Origin of the sequence: Paraburkholderia caffeinilytica, from assembly GCF_003368325.1 — a bacterium.
GTDB classification, from domain to species: Bacteria; Pseudomonadota; Gammaproteobacteria; order Burkholderiales; family Burkholderiaceae; genus Paraburkholderia; species Paraburkholderia caffeinilytica.
Genome location: NZ_CP031467.1, coordinates 794,097 through 818,134 on the forward strand (window position 1 = coordinate 794,097; position 24,038 = coordinate 818,134).

Consider the following 24,038-nt stretch of genomic DNA (forward strand, 5'->3'; position numbering starts at 1 on the left):
TCGGGGAAAACGCGGGAGGGGTGTCGCCGCGACGAATGCGCGACGTTGAAAAACGGGCGGCACGGGCGGCACGCCGAGGCCGCCCGTCAGATTGCAAACGGCTTACCGCTCCACTGGGTGCGGCTCCTTCCGTTTGTTGGCAACCCGGATCGCATCGAAGTAAGCCGGATTCGGCGGACGCTTCAGATAGCGTCCTGCGCCACGCACTGCCCGCAGCTCGCCATCGGTCCACGCCAGCGCGCCGCGCGTGAGCGTATGCATCGCCACGCCCTGCACCGTCATCCCTTCGAACACGTTGAAGTCGACCTTCTGATGATGCGTCTTCACCGAAATCGTTTTACTCGCGTTCGGATCCCACACCACAAGGTCGGCATCGGCGCCCACGCGAACCGCACCCTTACGCGGATACAGGTTAAAAATCTGCGCGGCGTTCGTTGAAGTGATGCGCACGAACTCATTCGGCGTAAGGCGCCCCGAATTCACGCCGTGATGCCAGAGCACCGCCATGCGATCTTCGACGCCGCCGCAGCCGTTCGGGATCTTGGTGAAGTCCTCGCGGCCCATTGCCTTCTGCGACGCACAGAACACGCAGTGATCGGTCGCGGTGGTGTGCAGTTGGCCCGCCTGCAAGCCCCGCCACAATGCTTCGCGATGCTCCGCGGAACGGAACGGCGGGCTCATCACATGCGCCGCCGCGCGGGTCCAGTCGGGATCGCGATACACCGCTTCGTCGATCACCAGATGGCCCGGCAGCACTTCGCCGAACACCCGAAGGCCCTCGCTGCGGGCGCGGGCGATCGCGTCGACCGCATCCTTCGCGGACACGTGGACGATATACACCGGCACGCCCAGCACCTGCGCAATGCGAATCGCCCGATTGGCAGCCTCGCCCTCCACCTCCGGCGGCCGCGACAGCGGATGCGCCTCCGGCCCGGTAAAGCCCTTTGCAAGCAACTGACGCTGCAGCTGAAACACCAGTTCGCCGTTTTCCGCGTGCACGGTGGGGAGCGCGCCGAGTTCGAGCGAGCGCGAAAAGCTGTTCACCAGCACTTCGTCGTCGGCCATGATCGCGTTCTTGTAGGCCATGAAATGCTTGAAACTCGACACGCCGTGTTCGTGCACCAGCGTGCCCATGTCGCGATAGACCGAATCGTCCCACCACGTCACCGCCACGTGAAAACCGTAGTCCGCCGACGCCTTTTCCGCCCAGCCGCGCCACTCGTTGAAGGCCGCCATCAACGGTTGCTTCGGACTCGGAATCACGAAGTCGATGATGCTGGTCGTGCCGCCGGACAAACCCGCGGCCGTGCCGGTGTAGAAATCGTCGCTGGCTGTCGTGCCCATGAACGGCAATTCCATATGGGTATGCGGATCGATGCCGCCGGGCATCACATACTGCCCGCCCGCATCGACGATCGTGGCGCCGGCCGGCGCCTCCAGGTCCGCTCCGATCTGCAGGATCGTGCCACCGTCCTGAGGGTCCGCACACAACACGTCCGCACGATACGTGTTCTCCGCGTCGATAATCGTGCCGCCGCGAATCAGGGTCGTCATGTTGCCGCCTCCTTATGAACTGCTGGTTTCGGTGCTACGTACTTCTTTCGCTTCGCGCGTGGCGTATGGACACACTCAGGCACTCGCCACGCGCGCGCTCGGTCCCTTGCTCAGCTTCATCCACGCGCTGTATACGATCGACGCCAACGCGAGTCCGACAAACCATGCATAGGTATAGAGTGTGTTGAAAATCGCCGGCACATTCGGGAACGATGCCGGAAACGCGGTGTGCAGGAAGCCCGGCAAATTCGGCAGCACGCCGATCACGAGCGCCACCACCGCGCCGATATTCCAGCCGCCGGTGTAGCTGTACTCGCCATGCTCGTCGAACAGCTCGCGCGGATCCAGCCGCGTGCCGCGAATCAGGAAGTAGTCGACCATCAGGATGCCCGCCACCGGGCCGAGCAAGGCCGAGTAGCCGACCAGCCACGTGAAGATATAGCCCTGCGTGGTGGCGAGAATCTTCCACGGCATCATCACAATGGCGATGGTCGCGGTAATCATGCCGCCGACGCGATACGAAATGCCCTTCGGCCACAGGCTCGAAAAATCATAGGCCGGCCCGACGAGATTCGCGGCGAGATTGCAGCACATCGTATCCAGCGTCAGGATGATCAGCGCAAGGCCGACGCCGATGCCCGTCATGCGGCTCGTCAGATCGATCGGGTCCCAGATCGCCTTGCCGTAGATCACCACGGTCGCCGACGTCACCACCACGGAGATCACCGAGAGCAAGGCCATCGGCACCGGCAAACCGATCGACTGGCCGATGACCTGGTCGCGCTGCGTTTTGGCAAAGCGCGTGAAATCGGGAATATTCAGCGCGAGCGTCGCCCAGAAGCCCACCATCGCCGTGAGGCCGGGCCAGAACGTCGCCCAGAACAGGCCCTCCTTCTTGCCGCCCGCCACGAATTGCGACGGCGCCGACAACATCGAGCCGAGACCGCCCGCCTTCGAGGTGGCCCACCAGACCAGCGCGATACACATCACGATCTTGATCGGCGCGGACCAGCTTTCGAGCCAGCGAATCGAATCGGTGCCGTGCACGATGAAGTAGATCTGCAGCGCCCAGAACACGAGGAAACATGCGAGCTGCGCTAGCGAGATGTCGAGGAACGGCAAGGCCGCGCCGTGCAGCGCATTGCCGGTCAGAATGTTCAGCAGCGTGTAGATCGCGCTGCCGCCAAGCCATGTCTGAATGCCGTACCAGCCACACGCGACGATCGCCCGCAGCATCGCCGGCAATTTCGCACCTTGCACGCCGAAGGAGGAGCGCACCAGCACCGCATAGGGAATGCCGTGCTTCGCGCCCGCGTGACCAATCAGCAACATCGGCACCAGTACGATCAGGTTGCCAAGCAACACGGTCGCCACCGCCTGCCACGGCGACATGCCCTCCTCCGTCAAACCGGCCGCGAGCATGTACGAGGCGATGTTCATCACCATCCCCACCCACAGCGCGGCGAAGTGATACCACCGCCACGTGCGCTGCACGACGCCGGTCGGCGCAAGGTCGTCGTTGTAAAGACTGCTGCCCTGCGCGCCGGCCGCGAACTGCGGATCGACGGGTTGCGCTGTCTGCTTCATCGAAAGATCTCCACTGATCGTTGAGGCCCGCGCGGCTTCTGATGGCGCGTCAGGCCTTGGGGAAAACTACAGGTTCAGTACAAGCGCTTTGTTTCCTTTCTCACAGACCGCTCATGTTTCAGGCTGCTTTTACGGCGTGCGCATGAGCAGGCTCGGCGATTTGCGCCGCGTCCGTCTTGTCGCTCCCACCGGCATCCACCCGTGAAGGGTTGTTCGGATGCGTGGTCCAGTTCGCGTATTCGCCGCTGTCCACCCGCTCCATCGTGATGCACTGCTCGACCGGACACACATGCATGCACAGATTACAGCCGACACATTCGGAGTCCATCACTTCAAAATGCCGGACGCCATCTTTTTCTTTCATGATCGCCTGATGAGCGGTGTCTTCGCAGGCGATATGGCAGAGGCCGCACTGGATGCATTTGTCCTGGTCGATGCGTGCCTTGATGTCGTATTTGAGGTTCAGGTATTTCCAGTCGGTGACGTTCGGCACGGCGCGGCCGCGAATGTCGTCGAGCGTCGCGTAGCCTTTTTCGTCCATCCAGTTCGAAAGACCGTCCGCGAGATCGGCGACGATGCGGAATCCATAGTGCATCGCCGCCGTGCAGACCTGCACGCTGCCCGCGCCGAGCACCATGAATTCGGCCGCATCGCGCCACGTCGAAATACCGCCGATGCCGGAAATGGGCAGGTTCGGCGTTTCCACGTCTCGAGCGATTTCGGCCACCATGTTCAGCGCGATCGGCTTCACCGCCGGGCCGCAATAGCCGCCGTGCGTGCCTTTGCCGTCGACCATCGGCAATGGCGACATCGCGTCGAGGTCCACCGCGACGATCGAGTTGATCGTGTTGATCAGCGACACGCCATCCGCACCGCCTTTGTAGGCCGCACGCGAGCCGAGGCGGATGTCGCTGATATTCGGCGTGAGTTTGACGAGACACGGCAGCTTCGTGCCTTCCTTGACCCAGCGCGTCACCATTTCGACGTACTCGGGCACCTGGCCCACCGCCGCGCCCATGCCGCGCTCGCTCATGCCGTGCGGGCAGCCGAAATTCAGTTCGACCGCATCGGCGCCGGTATCCTCGACGAGCGGCAAGATCCACTTCCAGTCGCGTTCGTTGCACGGCACCATCAGCGAAACGATCATCGCGCGATCCGGCCAGTCGCGTTTGACCTGGGTAATTTCCTTAAGATTGACGTCGAGCGGACGGTCCGTGATCAGTTCGATATTGTTCAGGCCGGCGATGCGCTGGCCGTTCCATTGCACTGCGCCGTAGCGCGAACTGACGTTCACCACATGCGGGTCAAGGCCCAACGTCTTCCATACGACTCCGCCCCAGCCCGCTTCGAACGCGCGGTTCACGTTATAGGCTTTGTCGGTCGGCGGCGCGGAGGCGAGCCAGAAAGGATTCGGCGACGTGATGCCGGCAATCGTACAGCGCAGATCGGCCATGTTCGGCTCCTTGGGGACTGCTGTTTTGTTGTCTGGTTGAATGCGTGGCTTAAGTGGCTTGAGCGGCTTAAGTGTCTTGAGCCGCTTAAGTTGCTGGAGCCACTCAGGCGGCTTTGACGGCTGTGCGGGCGAACTGAGCGTCAATCGCGGCGGCGGCGATCTTGCCGTCCTGCACCGCCTGTACCGTCAGATCGATTCCGCCTGTCGCCGCGCAATCGCCCCCCGCCCATACGCCGGGCAACGAGGTTTGTCCGTTTGCATCCACCGCGATGCGGCTGCCGTCCAGCGTCAACAGTTCACGCTCGATGCCCACAGGCACCAGCGTCTGCCCGATTGCCTTGAGCACCATATCGGCTTCGACCACGAAGCGCTCGTGACTGCCATCGCCCGACGCGCGTTCGAATTCGACACCGGTGACCACGCCGTCTTCTCCGATCAAACGCGTCGGCGTTGCGTGCGTGACCAGCGTGACGCCGCTGGTCTGCGCAAAGTCGCGCTCGGCCCAGGTCGCGCTCATCGATTCGACACCGCGGCGATACACCATCGTGACCGACGTCGCACCGAGCTTGTGACTTTGCACGGCGGCATCTACTGCCGTATTGCCGCCGCCGATCACGACGACCCGGCGGCCCACCGGCACCGTGCCGAAGTCGCTTGCGGACCGCACCTGTTCGATGAAGTCCACTGCGTTCATCACGCCGCTCAGGTCCTCGCCTTCCATCGCCAAGGCGCGCACGCCCGTGAGGCCGATCGCGAGGAAGACCGCGTCGTGCTGCTTGCGCAGCGCGTCGAGATCCACCTCACGTCCTAACGCCACGCCGTGCCTGATCTCGATGCCGCCGATCGAGCACAGCCACGCCACTTCGCGCTGCGCAAAATCGTCGACGGTCTTGTAGGCAGCGATGCCGTATTCGTTCAGGCCGCCCGCTTTCTCGTGGGCGTCATAGACGGTCACGTTATGGCCGGCCAATGCAAGCCGATGCGCACAGGCAAGTCCGGCCGGTCCCGCGCCGACCACCGCGACGTGCCGGCCCGTTTCAGCCGCGCGTTTGAACAACGCCTCGCCGCGCGCCATCGCCCAATCGGTCGCGTGACGTTGCAGCGCGCCGATCGCCACCGGTTTTGCATCCTGATGGTTGCGCACGCATGCGCCCTCGCACAGAATCTCGGTCGGGCAGACGCGCGCGCACATGCCGCCCATCGGATTCGCCGACAGAATATCGACGGCCGCGCCCTTCAGATTGCCGTTGCCGATCTTGCGGATGAAACTGGGAATGTCGATCTGCGTCGGACACGCGTTCACACACGGCGCGTCGTAACAGTAGTGACAGCGGCTCGCCGCCGCGGCCGCGGCACTCGCGTCGAGCAACGGCGCGATATCGGAGAACTCGCACGAGAGTTGATCGGCCGATAGGCGGTGCGCCGCAATATCGCCGGTTTGCTTGATGGCCATACACGTTCCTTCTTCGATATGAGGACGTAGCCGGTCCTGCCGGCTGCGCTGAAGCGGGGCCGGGACGGCTTGTTTTATGGGCACTACGGTGAGGCTGGGGATTCACCCAAAACCCGCAACTACAACCGCTACCGCTAAAGCGCTATGAAACCGGCTCGCACGCTCGTTCGAGCATGGCGTGCAGCAAGACATTCGCGCCCGCTTCGATCCATTCGAAGGTCGCGTCCTCGATCTCGTTGTGACTGATCCCGTCGACGCACGGCACGAACACCATCGAAGTCGGCGCGACTTGCGACAGATAGCAGGCATCGTGTCCCGCACCGGACACCATGTTGCGATGCGGATAGCCGAAGCGTTCGGCCGCGGCGCGTACGGACTTCACGCAGGCTTCGTCGAAAGCGACCGGCGCGTAGTAAAAGATCTGCTCGAGCTCGGTTTCCAGACCGATCGTGCTCGTGATCTTCGCGACACCCTCGCGCAGCGCGGCATCCATCTTCGCGAGCACGGCGTCATCCGGATGACGGAAGTCGACGGTAAAGAACACGCGGCCTGGAATCACATTGCGTGAGTTCGGATAGACCTGCATCATGCCGACCGTCGCGCAGCCGAACGGCGCGTTGTCCAGTCCGATGCGATTGACGAGATCGACCACGCGCGCGGCACCCAGCAACGCATCGCGACGGCGCGGCATGGGCGTCGGCCCCGCGTGCGCCTCCTGTCCCGTCAGCGTGATTTCGTACCAGCGCTGACCTTGCGCATCGGTAACCACGCCGATCGTTTTTTGCTCGGCTTCGAGAATCGGCCCTTGTTCGATGTGCAATTCGAACGCGGCATGCAAGGGACGGCCGCCGCACGGCAGATCGCCCGCATAGCCGATGCGCTCGAGTTCCTCGCCGATGGTCTTGCCCTCCACGTCCTTGCGCGAGAGGCCGTAGTCCAGCGTGAAGACGCCGGCGAACACACCCGAGGCGACCATGGCGGGAGCGAAGCGCGAGCCTTCCTCGTTGGTCCAGATCACCACTTCAACCGGATGTTCGGTCTCGATGCCGTGATCGTTCAGACTGCGGATCACTTCGAGTCCGCCGAGCACGCCGTAGATGCCGTCGAAGCGGCCGCCGGTCGGCTGCGAGTCGGCATGCGAACCGGTCATGACCGGCAACGCATCGGGATTGCGCCCGGCGCGCCGCATGAACACATTGCCCATCTGATCGACACTGACTGTGCAACCGGCTTCCTTCGCCCAACTGACGATCAGGTCGCGCCCCTGTTTGTCGAGGTCGGTCAGCGCCAATCGGCAAACACCGCCTTTGGGCGTCGCGCCGATCTTCGCCATCGTCATCAGGCTGTCCCACAGCCGCTTGCCGTCGACCTTGATCGACGTAGCGGGTTCGGAGTGCTTCAGCGCTTCGGATACCGCGTTCATTCGTCTCGCTCCTTTCGGTGAACCGACATGAAACTGGTGCAAGGGCGGCGGGTTTTGGGGCGTGGCCGCACAGCGGCAGTGCACACTCGATGCCTTCGATCGCCTCTCATAGAGAGGGCAAACCCTGGGGCATCCCCCGCTCTCTCAATCCTGTCCAGTTGGACAGGTTGTAGACGATTTAGCCCGCCAAATCAATACCTTTCGTACGGCAGGAAACATAGCGAGAAGCGTGCCATTGCACCGCAGCACGCATTTTTCGATCGCCTCGAATGCGCGTGTCCATCCGCGCTCAAACGACTAGAATGAAGCGCGACGCGGCACACATGCCGTTGAAGGCCAACATGAGAGACGACAACGTGGCTGCCGACATCACGGAAAACGACGAGACCCAGGACGAAACGCGCGCACCTTTGCGGCGGCGCAAGGCGCACATTCGCGAGTCGAACGAAGCGCATTTACTGGCATGCGCCGAAGCGGTTTTCGCGGAGCGAGGACTCGACGGCACCAGCACGGCGATGATCGCGGAGCGCGCCGGCTTACCGAAAGCTAACCTGCATTACTACTTCCCGACAAAACTCGCGTTGTACCGGCGCGTGCTGGAAGACCTGTTCGAAGACTGGCATCGCGCGGCGGATACGTTCGAATGCAGCGACGATCCTGTCGAAGCGATCGGCGGATATGTACGCGCGAAAATGGAGTTGTCGCGTCGCCGGCCTTTAGGTTCGAAGGTGTGGGCGAGCGAGATCATTCACGGCGCGGAACATATGGAGGACATTCTCACCGGGCGCGTGAAGCCGTGGCTGGACAGCCGGGTGAAGGTGATCGACGGCTGGATCGCGCGCGGGCTGCTGGCGCCGGTGGATGCACAAACGCTGATGTACATGATCTGGGCGACCACCCAGCATTACGCCGACTTCGACGCGCAGATTCGCGCGCTCAAAGGCAAACGGGCGCTGACGCAGAAGGCGTTCGAAGCAACGACGGAGGAAGTCGTGCAGTTGGTGATTCGTGCGTGTGGGGCGGTGTCGCCGGCGCAGCACGAAGAAGGCACGGACCCGTCGAGATGAAAAAGCCCGGCTGCGTTTTTCAAAAACAGCCGGGCTCCTATTCCGTTGTGCGATGCCTCTCCCGAGGCCCGGCCGTTCAATACGTCTCCAGATGCAGCCGCCCTTCCCGCTTCAGCTTCATCCATAGCGCTTCCCAGTCGAGCTGATGCTGCTCGCCGATGTCCTTGAGCGCCTGCAGCACGCCGTCTTCCATTCCCTTCAACCCGCACACGTAGATATAGGTGTTGTCGTCCTTCAGCATCTGCGCGACATCGACCGCGCGTTCGCGCATCGCATCCTGCACGTAGCGTTTGGCTTGACCCGGCGTGCGCGAAAACGCCAGGTTCGTATCGATGAAGTCCTTGGGCAGATTCGTCAGCGGTCCGAAGTACGGCAACTCTTCTTTCGTACGCGCCCCGAAGAACAGCATCAGCTTGCCGGTCGCGCCTTTCAGACGACGCCTTCTGCGATACTCGGTCATCGCGCGCATCGGGGCCGAGCCGGTGCCCGTGCAAATCATCAGCAGATGCGAGTTCGGGTGATTCGGCATCAGGAAGGTGCCGCCGAACGGACCGATCACGGTCACCACGTCGCCCTTCTTCAGATCGCACAGATAGTTCGAGCAGACTCCGTCGAGCGCGTCGCCGTGCTGCTGGGAAACGCGCTTCACGGTTAGAGAAACGTTGTTGTAGCCGGGCCGTTCGCCGTCGCGCGGACTCGCAATCGAATACTGCCGCGCGTGATGCGTGCGGCCATCCGCAGTCGCGCCCGGCGGCAGAATGCCGATCGACTGACCCTCCAGCACAGGAAAAGGCATCGAGCCGAAATCGAGCACGATGTGATGGATGTCGCTCTCGGTCGAGCCGTCGGTAAGCCGGTAGTTGCCGACCACCGTCGCGGTAGTGGGCTCCTTGTGCGTATAGAGATTCACGTACGGCTTCGCCGCGGACCACGGCGGCACGACCGACCCGCGCACGGTATCGACTTCAATGCCGCTTGCGTCCGCCGATGCATCGCCCGACGATCCCGCAGCCGCATCTTCCGCGGCCGGCACGGCCATCGTGTTCTGCTCGGGCAACACGTCCCATTTGAACTGCTCGTCGATGGAATACGCGTCGGCTTTCAACACGGTGCGCCAGTTATCGATGGCGCCGGTCGGACACGGCGGCACGCACGCCATGCAACCGTTGCAGACATCCGCCTTGACCACATAGTTGTTCTCGTCGTGCGTGATCGCATCGACCGGGCAAGTCTCTTCGCAGGTATTGCAGCGAATGCAGATCTCCGGATCGATCAGATGCTGCCTGAGAATTTCGATCGATACTGAGCCGTTCATGACTTCCTCCACCAGATATTCGCGCGAATACGACGCCGCACGCCGCACGTTTTCTATCGCCGTGCTCAGTTAAAGCGCACGTATTCGAAATCGACCGGCTGACGGTTCACGCCCATTGCCGGCGGCGCAATCCAGTTCGCGAATTTGCCTGGCTCGACGACGCGGCCCATCAGCGAAGCGACATACGCGCGATCTTCGGGCGTGGCGAGCCACTTCGCTTCATTCGCGGCCCATTCGGTCTCGCCGATCACACGGCCATCCGGCGACACGCGGGTGCCGGCAAACGTGCCGATCTGCCGGTTGAACGCTTTATGCGGCACCGTCATGCGGAAATCGATGCCGGCCTTTTCAAGCACCTTGTTCCAGCGGCCCACGCCCGCCACCGAATCCTTGATGTAGTCGTCGCGCAGCACTTCATTCATGGCGTTGAGCATCGGCACTTCCCGCTCCACCAGCTTGCCGTCCAGCACGTCGAGCAGCTTGTAGCTTTGACCGTTCAGTTGATGATCGTCGTCGCGCTTGTTCTCTTCATAGCGGCCCTTCAGACCCGAGCTATAGAACGTGGCGGCGTTGGACGAATGGTCGGCCCCGAACAGGTCGATCGTGACCGAGTAATGGAAGTTCAGATAGCGCTGGATGGTCGGCAGATCGATCACGCCGGCCGCGCGAATCTTCGCGACGTCGTCCGTGCCCAGTTCGTTCATCACTTGCGCCGTGCGCTGGATCACGCGCGACACGCCCGATTCGCCGACGAACATATGATGCGCTTCTTCGGTCAGCATGAACTTCGTGGTGCGCGCCAGCGGATCGAAACCCGACTCGGCGAGCGCCGACAGCTGGAACTTGCCGTCGCGGTCGGTGAAGTACGTGAACATGTAGAACGCGAGCCAGTCCGGCGTTTTCTCGTTGAAGGCGCCAAGAATGCGTGGATTGTCTTCGTCGCCCGAACGGCGGCCGAGCAGCGCCTCGGCTTCCTCGCGACCGTCGCGGCCGAAATAGCGATGCAGCAGGTACACCATCGCCCACAGGTGGCGCCCCTCCTCCACATTCACCTGAAACAGGTTGCGCAGGTCGTACATGGACGGGGCGGTCAAACCCAGATGCCGCTGCTGCTCGACCGAAGCCGGTTCCGTATCGCCCTGGGTGACGATGATGCGGCGCAGATTCGCGCGATGCTCGCCGGGGACGTCCTGCCACGCAGCCTCACCCTTGTGCTCGCCGAAATGAATCTTGCGATCCTGCTCGCCGGGCGTGAGGAAAATCCCCCAGCGATAGTCCGGCATCTTCACATGATCGAAATGCGCCCAGCCGCCCGCGTCGACGCTTACCGCCGTACGCAGATACACGTCATACCCGTGCGAGCCTTCCGGGCCCATATCGCCCCACCACGACAGAAAATTCGGCTGCCATTGTTCGAGCGCGCGTTGCAATGCACGGTCGTCGGCGAGATTGACGTTGTTCGGAATCTTTTCGCTGTAGTTGATCGATGACATGGTCGGTTCCTTGATCGGAAACTGCAATGCTTGAGTATGAGGGCGCGTATCAGGCGGATGGCGTCGCTTTCAGTTGCGTCGCGGCGGAAAGAATCAAACGCGCGAGACGTCGAATTGCGCCTTGCTGCCCTTGCCGTACACCTTGAGCGCGCCCTTCTCGCCCACTGCGTTCGGCCGGTTGAAGATCCAGTTCTGCCAGGCGGTGAGACGCCCGAAAATACGCGTCTCCATCGTTTCCGGGCCGTTGAAGCGCAGATTCGCTTCCAGTCCGGTCAATGCATCCGGCGACATCGCCGCGCGTTCTTCAAGCGCGATGCGGATTTCGTCGGCCCAATCGATATCGTCGGGCGAGGCGGTCACGAGACCCAGGCGCTCGGCGTCAACGGCCTTGATCGCCTGGCCGATCTTCGCGCGCACGGCGTCGAGCGGCCCGGCCTCTTCATAGAAACGCCGGGCGAGGCGCGATTGATGCGTGACCATCGGATAGAGACCGAAGTTGACTTCCGACAGCGTGATCGCCGGCTCCTCGTCTTCGTTGCCCGGCAGTGCCGCCATATAGCTGCGGTCGGCGGCGAACGCGAGTTCCGCGAAGGTGCCGGCAAAGCACGAGCCCGGCTCGATCAGCGCGAACAGCGAACGCGACGACACGTCGATACGCGCCAGCGTGCGGCGCAGGAGGCCGATCGTCTCGCGCACGAACCAGTGGTCCTTGTGCTGCATCAGCGTGGCGTCGGTGGCGAGCAGATTGCGGGCGTCGCCCTCGGTCTTGAAGACCCAGGTGCCGACCTCGAGCTCGTTGGTGCGCATCGACAGGATCGCGTCGTCGAGTTCGCGGGCAAACTGCAGCGGCCACCAGCTCGTGCCTGCAGCGACGATCGCGTCGATCTCCGTGGCTTGTCCCGCTTGCGGCGCCTTCGCCGTGAAGGTCGCGATGCGCTTCGCACGATCGATCGTGACGTCGAGCGTTTTATAGGTCAGGCCGTCTTCGCGATCGGTGCGTTCGATACGGGTGAGCATGACGCCTTGCGCATCCGACGGACGATCGCTTTGCTCCGCGAGTTCGAGTGCACGCGCCTGTATCGTCTGATCGAACTGATTCGGCTTCACGACTTCATCCACGAGACGCCATGCTTTTGCGCGTTCGCCGCGAATACCCTCGACCACGGTGCAGAAGATGTCCGCACGATCGTGCCGCACCTTGCGTTTATCGGTGACACGCGTCAGGCCGCCCGTGCCTGGCAGCACGCCCAGCAGCGGCACCTCCGGCAGCGATACCGACGACGAGCGGTCGTCCACCAGATAGATTTCGTCGCAGGCGAGCGCGAGTTCATAACCGCCACCGGCGCACGCACCATTCACGGCAGCGAGAAACTTCAGACCTGAATGACGCGACGAGTCTTCGAGACCGTTGCGCGTTTCGTTGGTGAACTTGCAGAAATTGACCTTCCACGCATGCGTGGACAGACCCAGCATGAAGATGTTCGCGCCCGAGCAGAACACACGGTCCTTCAGGCTCGTCAGCACCACCGTTTTGACTTCGGGATGTTCGAAGCGGATGCGCTGTATCGCGTCATGCAGTTCGATGTCCACGCCGAGGTCGTACGAATTCAGCTTCAGCTTATAGCCGTCGCGGATGCCGCCGTCCTCGGCGATGTCGATGCCGAGGGTCGCGACGGGACCGTTGAAACTCAGCTTCCAATGCTTGTACTGCGAGGGATCGGTGCGGTAGTCGACCGGCGCGATTGCCTGTTCTGCTGTGGACATGGGGCGTCTCCTGACTGGACGATGCAAAACTTGTTTTTGAACAATAGTGCATCATCACACCCATGTAAAGCACTTTAGTGCATATTTGCTAGTAAACCCTGGACACGGCACTGCACGTCAGCCCACCCCTGCTTCGTCCGGTGATTCCGCCGCGAGCCTTGCGGCAAGCCGGTCACGCAGCTGCAAGTAGGCGTCGGCCAAGGTTTTCTCGCTGGTGTCGAAGGTCATGTCGGCACGACCGTATAGTTCGCCACGTCCCGCCAGGATGCGCTTGAGGTCGTCCATCGCTTCCTTGTTGCCGGACATCGGCCGCAGGTCGCCTTGCGCGACGACGCGGCGCATATGCTCTTCGGGCGTGGCTTGCAGCCATACGGTGAAACAGTGCGACAGGAGCGCATTGAAGGTGCCCGACTCCGACACCAGACCGCCGGGCGACGCGATCACGGCGCGCTCATGCTCCTGAATCACCGCCTCGAGAGCGCGGTGCTCATAACGCCGGTAAGCGCTCGCGCCATAGAGGGAATGAATCTCGGACGGCGGACAGCCGGCGAGCTGCTCGATCACACGCGTGAGCTCGACGAACGGCACTTTGCGCTCCTGCGCCAGCATCCGTCCAAAGGTCGATTTGCCGGCCCCGCGCAAGCCGATCAAGGCGATCCGGTCCTTGCGATGCGGGTCGCGCGGCGCTTGCGCGAACATGTCGGCAAGCGCCACGCGGGCGCGCTGCAGCGCCGCCTGGTCGCGCCCCTGCAGCAGTTCGCGGATCAGCAGCCATTCGGCGGAAACGGTGGTTTCGTCGCCGATTACTTCGGCCAGCGGGCAGTTGAGCGTCGCCGCGATCTGCCGCAGCACCAGCACCGAGGCGTTACCCACGCCCGATTCCAGATTCGCCAGATGACGCTCCGACAAGCCGGTTTCGGTCGCCAGCGTCTTACGCGTCATGCCGCGGCGCGCACGCAGCAGACGCACGCGATCGCCCATAGCCGTCAGAAAAGGATCGCGCTCCTCACGCTCGCCACCCCGCTCGGCCCGGCCCGCGCGGCTTGCGTCCTCATCGGCAGGATCGTCCAGCGGCGCGGAAGAGTAATTTTGGTTCATGTTTAACTACCTATTGAATGCGTTACATGTACTATAGTGCTTGACAGGGTCATGGTGAACGGTTAATTTTCGCCAAATATTGATCCAATAACAAACGCTGTCGAGATTTTTCGGCGGCGTCACGGAGATAGCGCAACAACACGCATGAATTAAGGTGCGTGCGCGCGCTGACCTGGAGGCTCGCATGTCCCCACATGACTTCCAACGCCTGATTGCGGGCGTGACAGGGCAACTCGCCGGCCGGCCGCTCGACGGCACGCTGGCCACGTGGCTCAACGACACTTATCCCGCGGACGGTCCGGCCTTCCGCGATCTGGCGGCGGCCTGCCGCACCGGCGTGGCGGAAGGCTGGCTGTGCAACCGCGAAGGCGGCGGCATTCGCTATGGCCGGATCTTCAAGGCATTGCCCGAGACCCATGGCTTTTCCGTCGACGTGGTCGATATGAAGGATATTGCCGGTCCGCATCACGTTCACCCGAACGGCGAAATCGATCTGATCATGCCGCTCAGCGAAGGCGCCACGTTCGACGGTCATCCGGCCGGCTGGTGCGTGTACGGCCCCGGCAGCGCGCATCGTCCGACCGTGGCGAACGGGCAGGCACTGGTGCTGTATCTGCTGCCGCAAGGCGCGATCGAATTCACCGCCATCCCACCTTCCGCCTGAGACTTGCCATGACCGAACTATTGAAAAACCATGTTGCCGGCCAATGGGTCGCGGGCGACGGTGACGGCGTGACGCTGACCGACCCGGTTACCGGTGAAGCGCTCGTCCGCGTGTCGAGCCAGGGCCTGGATCTCGACCACGCATTTGGCTTCGCCCGGGAAGAAGGCGGCGCCGCCTTGCGTGCGCTGACCTATGCACAGCGCGCCGCCCGTCTTGCCGAGATCGTCAAACTGCTGCAGGCGAAGCGCGACGACTACTACGCGATCGCGACCGCGAACTCGGGCACCACGCGCAATGATTCCGCGGTCGACATCGACGGCGGAATTTTCACGCTGTCGTACTACGCGAAACTCGGCGCGTCGCTCGGCGACGTGCATGCGCTACGCGACGGCAACGCCGTATCGCTGAGCAAGGATCAATCGTTCAACGTACAGCACGTGCTCACGCCGACGCACGGCGTCGCGCTCTTCATCAATGCGTTCAATTTCCCGTCCTGGGGCCTGTGGGAAAAGGCGGCGCCCGCCCTGTTATCGGGCGTGCCGGTCATCGTCAAACCGGCCACGGCGACGGCATGGCTCACGCAGCGAATGGTCGCCGACGTGGTCGACGCGGGCCTTCTGCCGCCCGGCGCGTTGTCCGTCATCTGCGGCAGCTCTGCAGGTCTGCTCGATCAGATTCAGGCAGTCGACGTGGTGTCGTTCACCGGCTCCGCGGAAACCGCCGCGACATTGCGCGCGCATCCGGCTTTCATTGAGTATGGCGCGCGGCTGAATGTCGAAGCCGACAGCCTCAATAGCGCGATTCTCTGTGCCGACGCAACGCCCGATACGCCGGCCTTTGAACTGTTCATCAAGGAGGTGGTGCGCGAAATGACCGTAAAGTCCGGTCAGAAATGCACCGCGATCCGGCGCGCGTTCGTGCCTGAAGCATCGCTTGAAGCGGTGCTCGACGCACTCAACGTCAAGCTCGCGAAAATCACCGTCGGCAATCCGCGCAACGACACCGTGCGAATGGGTTCGCTCGTGAGCCGCGAGCAATACGAGAACGTGCTGGCCGGCATCGCCGCGTTGCGCGAGGAAGCCGTGCTCGCCTACGACGGCTCCGCAGCGCCGCTTATCGATGCCGACGCAACGATTGCGGCCTGCGTCGCGCCGCATCTGTTCGTGGTCAACGATCCCGATAGCGCGACTTTGCTGCACGACGTGGAAGTGTTCGGGCCGGTGGCGACCGTCGCGCCCTATCGTGTCGCCAACGCAGCGAACAGCGCCCTTCCCGAAGCGCATGCCGTCGCACTCGCGCGACGCGGTCAGGGCTCCCTCGTCGCATCGATCTATTCGAACGACGACGCGCACCTCGGCAAGCTTGCACTGGCACTCGCCGATTCGCATGGGCGCGTCCATGCCATCTCGCCGTCCGTCCAGCAGAGTCAAACCGGCCACGGCAACGTGATGCCGATGTCGCTGCACGGAGGACCGGGCCGCGCGGGAGGCGGCGAAGAACTCGGCGGCCTGCGTGCGCTGGGTTTCTATCACAGGCGCTCGGCCATTCAGGCATCGAGCGCGGCAATCGACGCTTTGACGCACACCACGCATTTGCCTGCAGCGTAGCGGCACGAGACCGGTTTCAAGCAGTCAGGAAGCAAACATCGCGCGGATCATGAGCACAAAACAGCCGGACCCGCCCCACCCGATGGAGGAGACATATGGAAACCCTGCTGGACGCCGCTGCGAGTCAGCCCGTCTCGAAGGTCGAGCCGCCGCCCGCGCTATTCAATTTCGCGGCCTACCTGTTTCGGCTGAATGAATCGCGCGCCGCCAAGACCGCCTACATCGACGACACCGGCGCCACGACTTACGGCGAGCTAGAAGAACGGGCCCGCCGCTTCGCGAGCGCACTGCGCACACTCGGCGTGCATCCGGAAGAACGCGTGCTGCTGGTGATGCTCGATACCGTCGATCTGCCGATTGCTTTTCTGGGCGCGCTCTATGCGGGCATCGTGCCGGTCGTTGCGAACACGCTGCTCACCGCGGCCGACTATGTGTACATGCTGACGCATAGCCACGCGCGCGCCGTTATCGCATCCGGCGCATTGCTGCCGAATGTCATACAGGCGATGGATACCGCGGAACACGACGGTTGCCAGTTGATCGTCTCACAGCCATCCGGAAACGAGCCTTTAACAGCGCCGAGACTCGCCGATCTGATCGACGCGGCTACGCCGGCCATCAAAGCGTCCGCGACAGGCTGCGACGATATCGCATTCTGGCTGTATTCGTCCGGTTCGACCGGCAAACCGAAAGGCACGGTTCACACGCACGCGAATCTGTACTGGACTGCCGAGTTGTACGCCAAGCCGATTCTTGGCATTGTCGAGAGCGACGTGGTGTTCTCGGCGGCCAAACTGTTCTTTGCGTATGGTCTGGGCAACGGCCTGACGTTCCCGCTTTCGGTCGGCGCCACGGCCGTGCTGATGGCCGAACGTCCTACGGCCGACGCGATTTTCACGCGCCTCGTGCGGCATCGCCCGACCGTTTTCTATGGCGTGCCGACGCTCTACGCCAGCATGCTCGTCTCGCCCAACCTGCCTGCGCGCGCCGACGTCGCGATGCGCATATGCACATCCGCGGGCGAAGCGCTGCCGCGCGAAATTGGCGAGCGCTTCACCGCGCACTTCGGCTGCGACATTCTCGACGGCATCGGCTCCACCGAGATGCTGCATATCTTCCTGTCGAATCGCGCGGGTGCGGTCGAATACGGCACCACGGGCCGCCCCGTGCCCGGCTACGAAGTCGAACTGCGCGACGAAGCCGGTCATGCGGTGCCTGACGGCGAAATCGGGGATCTGTACATCAAAGGGCCGAGCGCGGCGCTCATGTACTGGAGCAATCGCGAGAAGACGCGCGCGACGTTCCTCGGCGAATGGATACGCAGTGGCGATAAGTACCGCCGTCTCGCGAACGGCAGCTACGTATACGCGGGCCGCAGCGACGACATGTTGAAAGTAAGCGGTCAGTATGTGTCGCCTGTCGAAGTGGAGATGGTGCTGGTGCAGCACGACGCGGTGCTGGAAGCAGCCGTGGTCGGCGTGGATCATGGCGGCCTCGTCAAAACCCGCGCGTTCGTGGTGTTGAAGCGTGAATTCGCGCCGTCTGAGATACTCGCGGATGAGTTAAAGGCGTTCGTCAAGGAACGGCTCGCGCCGCATAAGTATCCGCGCGATATCCTGTTCATCGACGATCTGCCGAAAACCGCTACCGGCAAGATTCAACGCTTCAAACTGCGCGAACAGTCATAAGGTGATCCATGCAGAACCCAGCGATTCCACCCCTTGCCAGCGAATTCTCCGACCTGCCCGCCACGGCATCGCACGGGCCGTTGCGCATCGAATATCGTTGGGTGAATGAAACGGCCGCCACTGCGCCGATCGCCGTCTTCCTGCACGAAGGACTCGGATCGATTGCAATGTGGCGCGATTGGCCGCAAACCTTGTGCGAGCGGCTTGGCATGCGTGGCCTTGTTTACTCTCGCCCCGGTTATGGACTGTCCACACCGCGCGAGCATGACGTCAAATGGCCGGTCGATTTCATGACCGCGCAAGCGCGAGATATCCTGCCCGCTTTGCTCGACGCGCTCGATATCGGCATGCAGGAGCGCACGCGCATGTGGGTGATCGGCCATAGCGACGGCGGTTCGATCGCGCTGCTCTATGCGGCGCAGCATCCGGATGAATTGGCCGGCGCGGTGGCCATCGCGCCGCATGTGTTCGTCGAAGACATCTCGGTGGAAAGCATCGCGCAGACCAAACAGCTCTACGAAACCACCGATCTGCGCAATAAGCTAGGCCGCTATCATGCGGACGTCGATTCCGCGTTTTATGGCTGGAACGATATCTGGTTGAATCCGGCGTTCAGGACGTGGAGCATAGTCGGCGAACTGGACACCATCCAACAACCGCTGCTCGCGGTGCAAGGCCACGACGACAACTACGGCACGATGGCGCAGATCGACACAATCGGCGAGCGCGTGCCGCATGCGCAACTCGTGAAACTCGATGCATGTGGGCACTCGCCGCATCGCGATGCGCCGGATGCGTTGAACGAAGCGATTGCGACGTTTATCAAATCACCGTCGAAAGCCCCAACGTCAACACCAGCGCGGTCACCGAAATAATCGTTTCGCAAACGGTCCACGTCTTGAAGGTTTGCGGCACGGTCATACCGAAGTACTCCTTCACCAGCCAGAACCCGCCGTCGTTCACGTGCGACAGAATCAGCGAGCCCGCACCGGTGGCCAGCACCAGCAACTCGGGCCGCACGCCGCCCGCCGTGCCCACCGCCGCTGCGGCGATCGGGGCAAGACACGCGTTGGTGAACTTGAGGATCTGCTCGCGATTGAAGCCACGCGACTTGCCGAACGTGTAGAAGCTCAACAGAAGTCTCAACAAGTCTCAACTTGCGCGCAACGCTGACTCCTGTCAGCGCGGACGAAGCGTACCGGCACGCGCAGATGGTCGGGCTGACTCTGCTCGCCGTGCTGCATAACGAACTCGGCGATTTGCGGCGCGTGAAGCAGGTCGTCAAGCTGACGGGCATGGTCAACGCGGCGCCGGATTTCACCGAGCATCCGTACGTGATCAACGGCTGCTCGGATCTGTTCGTCGATGTATTCGGCGATGCCGGTCGGCATTCGCGCTCGGCGGTCGGCGTGGACTCACTGCCGGGGCAACATCACGGTCGAGATCGAGGCGATCGTCGCGATTCAGGATTGACGGCCGCGCATTTCTCAACAAATACCCAAATTTCCACATCTTCACAAAAGTTACACAGGTAAGCGACTATTCTGGCGCATCGCTGACCTGGGCACGTGGATGCCCTGGCGCATCCTCCCCGTGCCGGAGACATTGCCATGTCCGTTGTGTCGAAGCCGTCCATTGCCTTCCATCGCAAACGTTTGGCGGGCGCACTGAGCGCCGTGTCGCTCTGCATGCTGCTCGGCGCCTGCGGCAACGACGACCGGGCACCGGACACGAGCACCACGAGTTCTACCAATGGCGCCGGCGATAACGGCGGCGCTTCACAGGTCCTGTCAGCGAATCCGTCGTCCGCATCACCCGCCTCATCAGCCTCACCTGGCTTACCCGCACTCACGATTCAAACCCCAGCACTGCCCGCATCAAGCGCCGACGCGGCGCTGTCCGCTGCCGCGTCGACGCCGCTCGCCACACCCGTCATCCACACCGTGGATTGAGTTCCGCGCCCCATGCGTCGCGCGGCTCATGCTTGCGCGCCGCATGGTTCGTTCCTCTTATGAAGATCGAAAGCCAAGACCATGACTTCAAAAAATCGCCGTGATTTTCTGCGCTCCGCCGCGCATGCCGCTGGTTCCGCCACCGCGTTGAGCATGCTGCCGCTGGGCATTCGCAACGCCCTCGCGATTCCGGCCAACAACAAGACCGGCACCATTCGCGACGTCGAACATATCGTCGTGCTGATGCAGGAAAACCGCTCGTTCGACCACTACTTCGGCACGCTCAAGGGCGTACGCGGTTTCGGCGACACGCGCGCGATCAACCTGCCCAACGGCAAGCCGGTGTGGTACCAGCCGCTCGCCGCGGATGCCGGCTATGTGCTGCCGTTCCGCCCCACCGCGCCGAACCTCGGCTTGCAATTCCTGCAAGACCTCGCGCACGACTGGACCAGCACGCACGCAGCGTGGAACGGCGGCCGCTACGATCAATGGGTGCCGTCCAAAGGCACCACGACGATGGCCTACCTCACGCGCGAGGACATTCCGTTTCACTATCAACTCGCCGACGCCTTCACGATCTGCGACGCGTATCACTGCTCGCTGATGGGCCCGACCGATCCGAACCGCTATTACATGTGGAGCGGCTGGGTCGGCAACGACGGCAACGGCGGCGGCCCGGTGATCGACAACTCGGAACTCGGCTACGGCTGGTCCACGTATCCGGAAGTGCTGCAGAACGCCGGCATCACCTGGAAGATCTATCAGGACATCGGCACGGGACTCAATGCAAGCGGCTCGTGGGGCTGGACGCAGAATGCGTACATCGGCAACTACGGCGACAACTCGCTGCTTTATTTCAACCAGTACCGCAACGCGCAGCCTGGCAACCCGCTGTACGACAACGCCCGTACGGGCACGAACGCGGCCAACGGCGACGGCTACTTCGACATCCTCAAACGCGATGTGCAAAACAACGCCCTGCCGCAAGTCTCGTGGATCGTCGCCCCGGAAGCGTATTCCGAGCACCCGAACTGGCCGTCCAACTACGGTGCGTGGTACATCGATCAGGTCCTGCAGATTCTCACGTCCAATCCCGAGGTGTGGAGCAAGACCGTGCTGCTGATCAACTACGACGAAAACGACGGCTTCTTCGATCACATGGCGCCGCCGTTCGCACCGGCATCGAGCGCAAACGGTTTGTCGACCGTCGACACCAGCAATGAAAACTATGCGGGCAGCGGCAATACGCCGGCAGGCCCGTACGGGCTCGGACCGCGCGTGCCGATGCTGGTGGTCTCGCCGTGGTCGAAAGGCGGCTACGTGTGCTCCGAACTGTTCGACCATACGTCGGTGATCCGCTTCATCGAAAAACGCTTCGGCCAGCAGCACAATCTCGGCGAATCGAACATCACGCCGTGGCGTCGCGCGGTGTGCGGCGACCTGATGTCGGCGTTCAACTTCAGCACGCCGAACGATGCGTTTCCGACGCTGCCGAGCACGAGCGGCTATGTGCCGCCCGATCAGAACCGTCATCCCGACTATGTCCCGCTGCCGCCGCTCCTGCAGGCCGTGCCGAAGCAGGAACCCGGCGTGCGTCCGGCTCGTGCGCTGCCGTATGAATTATTCGTGCGCGTGCACGGCGAGGGGTCGGCCAACAAGCTGACGATGCGTTTCGTCAATTCGGGCCGCACGGGTGCCGTGTTTCTCGTCTATGCAGCGAATAGTCTCGCCGCACCGCTGACGTATACCGTCGAAGCCGGCAAGCGGCTGCAGGATCAGTTGCCGTTGAATGCCGACGGCACGTACGATTACACGGTGTACGGTCCGAACGGATTTTTGCGCCGCTTCGCGGGCAAGCCGGTCGCGAGAAGCTGGTGGAACGGCTCCGATATCGCGCGGCCGGAAGTCGCCGAAGGCTACGACGTCGCGAACGGCAACCTGCAATTGCGGCTGGAGAATGTGGGCAGCGCGCGTTGCCAGTTCACCATCGTCAACGCATATGACGCGGGCAACGTGGTCAAGCATTCGGTGCGCGGCGGCGATACCGAACAGCTGTACCTCGATCTGCGCAACGCCTACGGCTGGTACGACCTGGCGATTACCGTCGACACCGACCCGTCGTTCGCGCGGCGCTTTGCCGGACACGTGGAAACCGGCCGCAGCAGCATGAGCGATCCGGCGCTGGGGAGTTAAGCTTCAGCCAGGTGTCAATTCGGTGCTTCGGTGCGTATGAAAGAAACGGTCGCTGCGATAAAAAGCAGCGGCCGTTTTTTCATGCGTTCACGTCGCGGCGCATAGACCGTCATCTCAAGCCGCCACAGCCGCCCTCACCGACTCACGCTCGCGCGCTTTCTCGCGAATCGCCTGCACGACAAACTCGGCATCGCGCGCGATGCCTGAGAAGCGCCCCGATCCCCATGTATGCAGCCACGGCAAGCCGACGAAATACAAACCTTCGATCGGTGTGATGCCACGGGTATGCGCCGGATAACCGCGACCGTTGAATACCGGCGCGTCGAGCCAGCTAAAGTCCGGCGTAAAACCGATGCACCAGATAGTGGCCGAGATGCCGCTGGTGTGGAGATCGAGCGTCGTACGTTCCTCGGCTGGCCGCCAGACCGGTTCGTAGACCTCACCCGCCGGCGCGTCGATTCCATGCTTTTCAATGAAGCCGTCGATACTCGCGTTGATGCGGTTATACGTATCGTCCGCGGCGTCGAGATTGGCGGCGAGTGTCGGTGCGAAGTGGAATTTCCCGTCGCGCAGATCGTCGAGCCTGCCGTAGAGTTCCATGCCTTCGGCGGCGAACTTGCGCAGGTCGATGTCGCGGCCGCCGTCGCGGCCGGTCACATAGTGATTGGTGTTGTCGCGCACGCCCTCGCGCAACGGATGCTTTTCGACCGGCATGTCGTAGTACTGCATGTCGGCGAGCCAATCGACCACATCACGTCCCCGATAGAAACGCGCGCAGCGCGGCGCCTCGCCGACTGCGAGAACTACCTTGCGCCCCGCCAGATGCAGGTCCTCGGCGATCTGCGCGCCGGATTGCCCTGTGCCGACCACCATGACCGCGCCCTCGGGCAACGCCTGTGGATTCCGATACGCGGACGATTGCAACTGCACAATGCCCGCAGGCAAGCGCTCGGCAAGACGTGGCACGATCGGCGTGTGATAGCCGCCCGAGGCGACCACGACCTGTTCCGCGGTGAAATCGCCCTGCGTGGTCACGATCGTATAGACACCGTCGTCGCGCTGCTTCAGGCGTTTGACTTCCGCCTGCTCGATCACCGGCGCGTCGACGTGCGCAATGAAACCGTCGAGATAGTCGATGATCTCGTCCTTCTTCATGAACCCGTGCGGATCGTCGCCCAGGTACGGGTAGCCAGGCAATGCACACTGCCAGTTCGGCGTCACGAGACAAAACGCGTCCCAGCGCTGCTGGCGCCACGTATGCGTCACCGTGTTCTTTTCTACGACCAGATGGTCGATGCCGGCCTGCTTGAGGTAATAGCTCACCGACAGGCCCGCCTGCCCGCCACCGACGACGAGCACGCTGTAGTGCCCGTCAGCGCGCCCATGATGTGTTGAATTCGACATGATGCTTCCTCTGCAAAATTAGCGCCTAGGTGAATTCGATAACCCTGACAGTCGCCTCCGGCCGATCGCGAAAACGCTCGGCATCGCGCTCGATCTGCGCAAGCTGATCCATCGCCGCCGAGCAGGCAAAGCCGTACTTCTCGCGCACGCGCTCCGAAGCGATACCCAACGCCTGCCGCGAACGTTCGACGAAATCGTCCAGCGCATAGGCCTCGCCAGGTTTGAAGAAATCGCCAATGACGAGCGACGGCGAATAACAGTTCGATTCGTCGCCATCGGGCCACTGAATCCGAAAGTGCATGACAGGCATTGCAAATCCTCAA

General features: G+C 62.5%; 19 protein-coding genes and 1 pseudogene. 8 read left to right on the forward strand and 12 right to left on the reverse strand.

Annotated elements, in window-relative coordinates; translation table 11 throughout:
- Window positions 1-102: 102 nt before the first annotated feature.
- The 5 genes from hydA to DSC91_RS19510 form a co-directional block, all read right to left on the reverse strand.
- Window positions 103-1,554, reverse strand: coding sequence for a dihydropyrimidinase (gene hydA, locus DSC91_RS19490; RefSeq protein WP_115780456.1), 1,452 nt, complete (start codon window positions 1,552-1,554; stop codon window positions 103-105).
- Window positions 1,555-1,629: 75 nt separating this feature from the next.
- Window positions 1,630-3,141 carry an NCS1 family nucleobase:cation symporter-1 gene (locus tag DSC91_RS19495; RefSeq protein ID WP_115780457.1) on the reverse strand — a complete coding sequence of 504 codons (1,512 nt, stop codon included), beginning with the start codon at window positions 3,139-3,141 and terminating at the stop codon, window positions 1,630-1,632.
- 118 nt (window positions 3,142-3,259) lie between these two features.
- On the reverse strand, window positions 3,260-4,594 hold the full coding sequence (gene preA / locus DSC91_RS19500; RefSeq protein ID WP_115780458.1) for an NAD-dependent dihydropyrimidine dehydrogenase subunit PreA: 1,335 nt from the start codon (window positions 4,592-4,594) through the stop codon (window positions 3,260-3,262).
- A gap of 103 nt (window positions 4,595-4,697) precedes the next feature.
- On the reverse strand, window positions 4,698-6,047 hold the full coding sequence (locus DSC91_RS19505) for an NAD(P)-dependent oxidoreductase (RefSeq protein ID WP_115780459.1): 1,350 nt from the start codon (window positions 6,045-6,047) through the stop codon (window positions 4,698-4,700).
- Between the two features lie 142 nt (window positions 6,048-6,189).
- Window positions 6,190-7,470, reverse strand: coding sequence for a Zn-dependent hydrolase (locus DSC91_RS19510; RefSeq protein ID WP_115780460.1), 1,281 nt, complete (start codon window positions 7,468-7,470; stop codon window positions 6,190-6,192).
- A 302-nt stretch (window positions 7,471-7,772) separates the two neighbouring features.
- Here DSC91_RS19510 and DSC91_RS19515 point away from each other — a divergent pair, with 302 nt between their 5' ends.
- Window positions 7,773-8,537, forward strand: coding sequence for a TetR/AcrR family transcriptional regulator (locus DSC91_RS19515; protein ID WP_175171785.1), 765 nt, complete (start codon window positions 7,773-7,775; stop codon window positions 8,535-8,537).
- 76 nt (window positions 8,538-8,613) lie between these two features.
- Here DSC91_RS19515 and boxA read toward each other — a convergent pair whose 3' ends face one another.
- The 4 genes from boxA to DSC91_RS19535 all read right to left on the reverse strand — a co-directional run bounded on the left by boxA (window position 8,614) and on the right by DSC91_RS19535 (window position 14,207).
- Complete coding sequence (boxA, locus tag DSC91_RS19520; RefSeq protein WP_115783357.1) at window positions 8,614-9,852, reverse strand: benzoyl-CoA 2,3-epoxidase subunit BoxA; 1,239 nt, start codon at window positions 9,850-9,852, stop codon at window positions 8,614-8,616.
- A gap of 65 nt (window positions 9,853-9,917) precedes the next feature.
- The gene (boxB, locus tag DSC91_RS19525) at window positions 9,918-11,345 is read right to left on the reverse strand and encodes a benzoyl-CoA 2,3-epoxidase subunit BoxB (protein ID WP_115780461.1); all 1,428 of its coding nucleotides are present in this window, start codon (window positions 11,343-11,345) and stop codon (window positions 9,918-9,920) included.
- A 93-nt stretch (window positions 11,346-11,438) separates the two neighbouring features.
- Window positions 11,439-13,109, reverse strand: a complete 1,671-nt coding sequence (gene boxC / locus DSC91_RS19530) for a 2,3-epoxybenzoyl-CoA dihydrolase (protein WP_115780462.1) — start codon at window positions 13,107-13,109, stop codon at window positions 11,439-11,441.
- 117 nt (window positions 13,110-13,226) lie between these two features.
- Window positions 13,227-14,207 carry a helix-turn-helix transcriptional regulator gene (locus DSC91_RS19535; RefSeq protein ID WP_115780463.1) on the reverse strand — a complete coding sequence of 327 codons (981 nt, stop codon included), beginning with the start codon at window positions 14,205-14,207 and terminating at the stop codon, window positions 13,227-13,229.
- Window positions 14,208-14,391: 184 nt separating this feature from the next.
- Here DSC91_RS19535 and DSC91_RS19540 point away from each other — a divergent pair, with 184 nt between their 5' ends.
- The 4 genes from DSC91_RS19540 to DSC91_RS19555 all read left to right on the forward strand — a co-directional run bounded on the left by DSC91_RS19540 (window position 14,392) and on the right by DSC91_RS19555 (window position 19,041).
- Window positions 14,392-14,871: a DUF4863 family protein gene (locus DSC91_RS19540; RefSeq protein ID WP_115780464.1), complete on the forward strand. Its 480-nt coding sequence runs from the start codon at window positions 14,392-14,394 to the stop codon at window positions 14,869-14,871.
- An 8-nt stretch (window positions 14,872-14,879) separates the two neighbouring features.
- Window positions 14,880-16,478: a 3,4-dehydroadipyl-CoA semialdehyde dehydrogenase gene (locus tag DSC91_RS19545; protein ID WP_115780465.1), complete on the forward strand. Its 1,599-nt coding sequence runs from the start codon at window positions 14,880-14,882 to the stop codon at window positions 16,476-16,478.
- A gap of 95 nt (window positions 16,479-16,573) precedes the next feature.
- Window positions 16,574-18,166 carry a benzoate-CoA ligase family protein gene (locus DSC91_RS19550; RefSeq protein WP_115780466.1) on the forward strand — a complete coding sequence of 531 codons (1,593 nt, stop codon included), beginning with the start codon at window positions 16,574-16,576 and terminating at the stop codon, window positions 18,164-18,166.
- Window positions 18,167-18,174: 8 nt separating this feature from the next.
- A complete protein-coding gene (locus DSC91_RS19555; RefSeq protein WP_115780467.1) occupies window positions 18,175-19,041 on the forward strand; it encodes an alpha/beta fold hydrolase in 867 nt (288 codons plus the stop codon).
- Here DSC91_RS19555 and DSC91_RS38545 read toward each other — a convergent pair.
- Window positions 18,989-19,315 (reverse strand): annotated as a pseudogene (locus tag DSC91_RS38545) (GntT/GntP/DsdX family permease); the annotation flags it as partial. The gene DSC91_RS19555 and the pseudogene DSC91_RS38545 overlap by 53 nt on opposite strands.
- An 8-nt stretch (window positions 19,316-19,323) precedes the next feature.
- On the opposite strand from DSC91_RS38545, the gene DSC91_RS19565 reads away from it, so the two are divergent.
- The 3 genes from DSC91_RS19565 to DSC91_RS19575 all read left to right on the forward strand — a co-directional run bounded on the left by DSC91_RS19565 (window position 19,324) and on the right by DSC91_RS19575 (window position 22,311).
- Window positions 19,324-19,701: a RidA family protein gene (locus tag DSC91_RS19565; RefSeq protein ID WP_229758050.1), complete on the forward strand. Its 378-nt coding sequence runs from the start codon at window positions 19,324-19,326 to the stop codon at window positions 19,699-19,701.
- 75 nt (window positions 19,702-19,776) lie between these two features.
- Window positions 19,777-20,118: a hypothetical protein gene (locus DSC91_RS19570; protein ID WP_115780468.1), complete on the forward strand. Its 342-nt coding sequence runs from the start codon at window positions 19,777-19,779 to the stop codon at window positions 20,116-20,118.
- An 81-nt stretch (window positions 20,119-20,199) separates the two neighbouring features.
- Window positions 20,200-22,311: a phosphocholine-specific phospholipase C gene (locus DSC91_RS19575; protein WP_115780469.1), complete on the forward strand. Its 2,112-nt coding sequence runs from the start codon at window positions 20,200-20,202 to the stop codon at window positions 22,309-22,311.
- Window positions 22,312-22,425: 114 nt separating this feature from the next.
- On the opposite strand, the gene DSC91_RS19580 is transcribed toward DSC91_RS19575, so the two are convergent.
- Window positions 22,426-23,715, reverse strand: coding sequence for an MSMEG_0569 family flavin-dependent oxidoreductase (locus DSC91_RS19580; protein ID WP_115780470.1), 1,290 nt, complete (start codon window positions 23,713-23,715; stop codon window positions 22,426-22,428).
- 25 nt (window positions 23,716-23,740) lie between these two features.
- Window positions 23,741-24,025, reverse strand: coding sequence for an MSMEG_0570 family nitrogen starvation response protein (locus tag DSC91_RS19585; RefSeq protein ID WP_115780471.1), 285 nt, complete (start codon window positions 24,023-24,025; stop codon window positions 23,741-23,743).
- Between the last annotated feature and the right edge of the window lie 13 nt (window positions 24,026-24,038).

What these genes read in the sequence shown, in the direction of transcription:
- DSC91_RS19575 (WP_115780469.1), top strand. Translation starts at nt 20,200, where the DNA reads ATGACTTCAAAAAATCGCCGTGATTTTCTGCGCTCCGCCGCGCATGCC.
- DSC91_RS19580 (WP_115780470.1), bottom strand. Translation starts at nt 23,715, where the DNA reads ATGTCGAATTCAACACATCATGGGCGCGCTGACGGGCACTACAGCGTG.
- DSC91_RS19515 (WP_175171785.1), top strand. Translation starts at nt 7,773, where the DNA reads ATGAAGCGCGACGCGGCACACATGCCGTTGAAGGCCAACATGAGAGAC.
- DSC91_RS19555 (WP_115780467.1), top strand. Translation starts at nt 18,175, where the DNA reads ATGCAGAACCCAGCGATTCCACCCCTTGCCAGCGAATTCTCCGACCTG.
- DSC91_RS19505 (WP_115780459.1), bottom strand. Translation starts at nt 6,047, where the DNA reads ATGGCCATCAAGCAAACCGGCGATATTGCGGCGCACCGCCTATCGGCC.
- DSC91_RS19545 (WP_115780465.1), top strand. Translation starts at nt 14,880, where the DNA reads ATGACCGAACTATTGAAAAACCATGTTGCCGGCCAATGGGTCGCGGGC.
- DSC91_RS19535 (WP_115780463.1), bottom strand. Translation starts at nt 14,207, where the DNA reads ATGAACCAAAATTACTCTTCCGCGCCGCTGGACGATCCTGCCGATGAG.
- DSC91_RS19550 (WP_115780466.1), top strand. Translation starts at nt 16,574, where the DNA reads ATGGAAACCCTGCTGGACGCCGCTGCGAGTCAGCCCGTCTCGAAGGTC.
- preA (WP_115780458.1), bottom strand. Translation starts at nt 4,594, where the DNA reads ATGGCCGATCTGCGCTGTACGATTGCCGGCATCACGTCGCCGAATCCT.
- DSC91_RS19495 (WP_115780457.1), bottom strand. Translation starts at nt 3,141, where the DNA reads ATGAAGCAGACAGCGCAACCCGTCGATCCGCAGTTCGCGGCCGGCGCG.
- DSC91_RS19540 (WP_115780464.1), top strand. Translation starts at nt 14,392, where the DNA reads ATGTCCCCACATGACTTCCAACGCCTGATTGCGGGCGTGACAGGGCAA.
- hydA (WP_115780456.1), bottom strand. Translation starts at nt 1,554, where the DNA reads ATGACGACCCTGATTCGCGGCGGCACGATTATCGACGCGGAGAACACG.
- boxC (WP_115780462.1), bottom strand. Translation starts at nt 13,109, where the DNA reads ATGTCCACAGCAGAACAGGCAATCGCGCCGGTCGACTACCGCACCGAT.
- boxA (WP_115783357.1), bottom strand. Translation starts at nt 9,852, where the DNA reads ATGAACGGCTCAGTATCGATCGAAATTCTCAGGCAGCATCTGATCGAT.
- DSC91_RS19585 (WP_115780471.1), bottom strand. Translation starts at nt 24,025, where the DNA reads ATGCCTGTCATGCACTTTCGGATTCAGTGGCCCGATGGCGACGAATCG.
- boxB (WP_115780461.1), bottom strand. Translation starts at nt 11,345, where the DNA reads ATGTCATCGATCAACTACAGCGAAAAGATTCCGAACAACGTCAATCTC.
- DSC91_RS19570 (WP_115780468.1), top strand. Translation starts at nt 19,777, where the DNA reads ATGTCCGTTGTGTCGAAGCCGTCCATTGCCTTCCATCGCAAACGTTTG.
- DSC91_RS19510 (WP_115780460.1), bottom strand. Translation starts at nt 7,470, where the DNA reads ATGAACGCGGTATCCGAAGCGCTGAAGCACTCCGAACCCGCTACGTCG.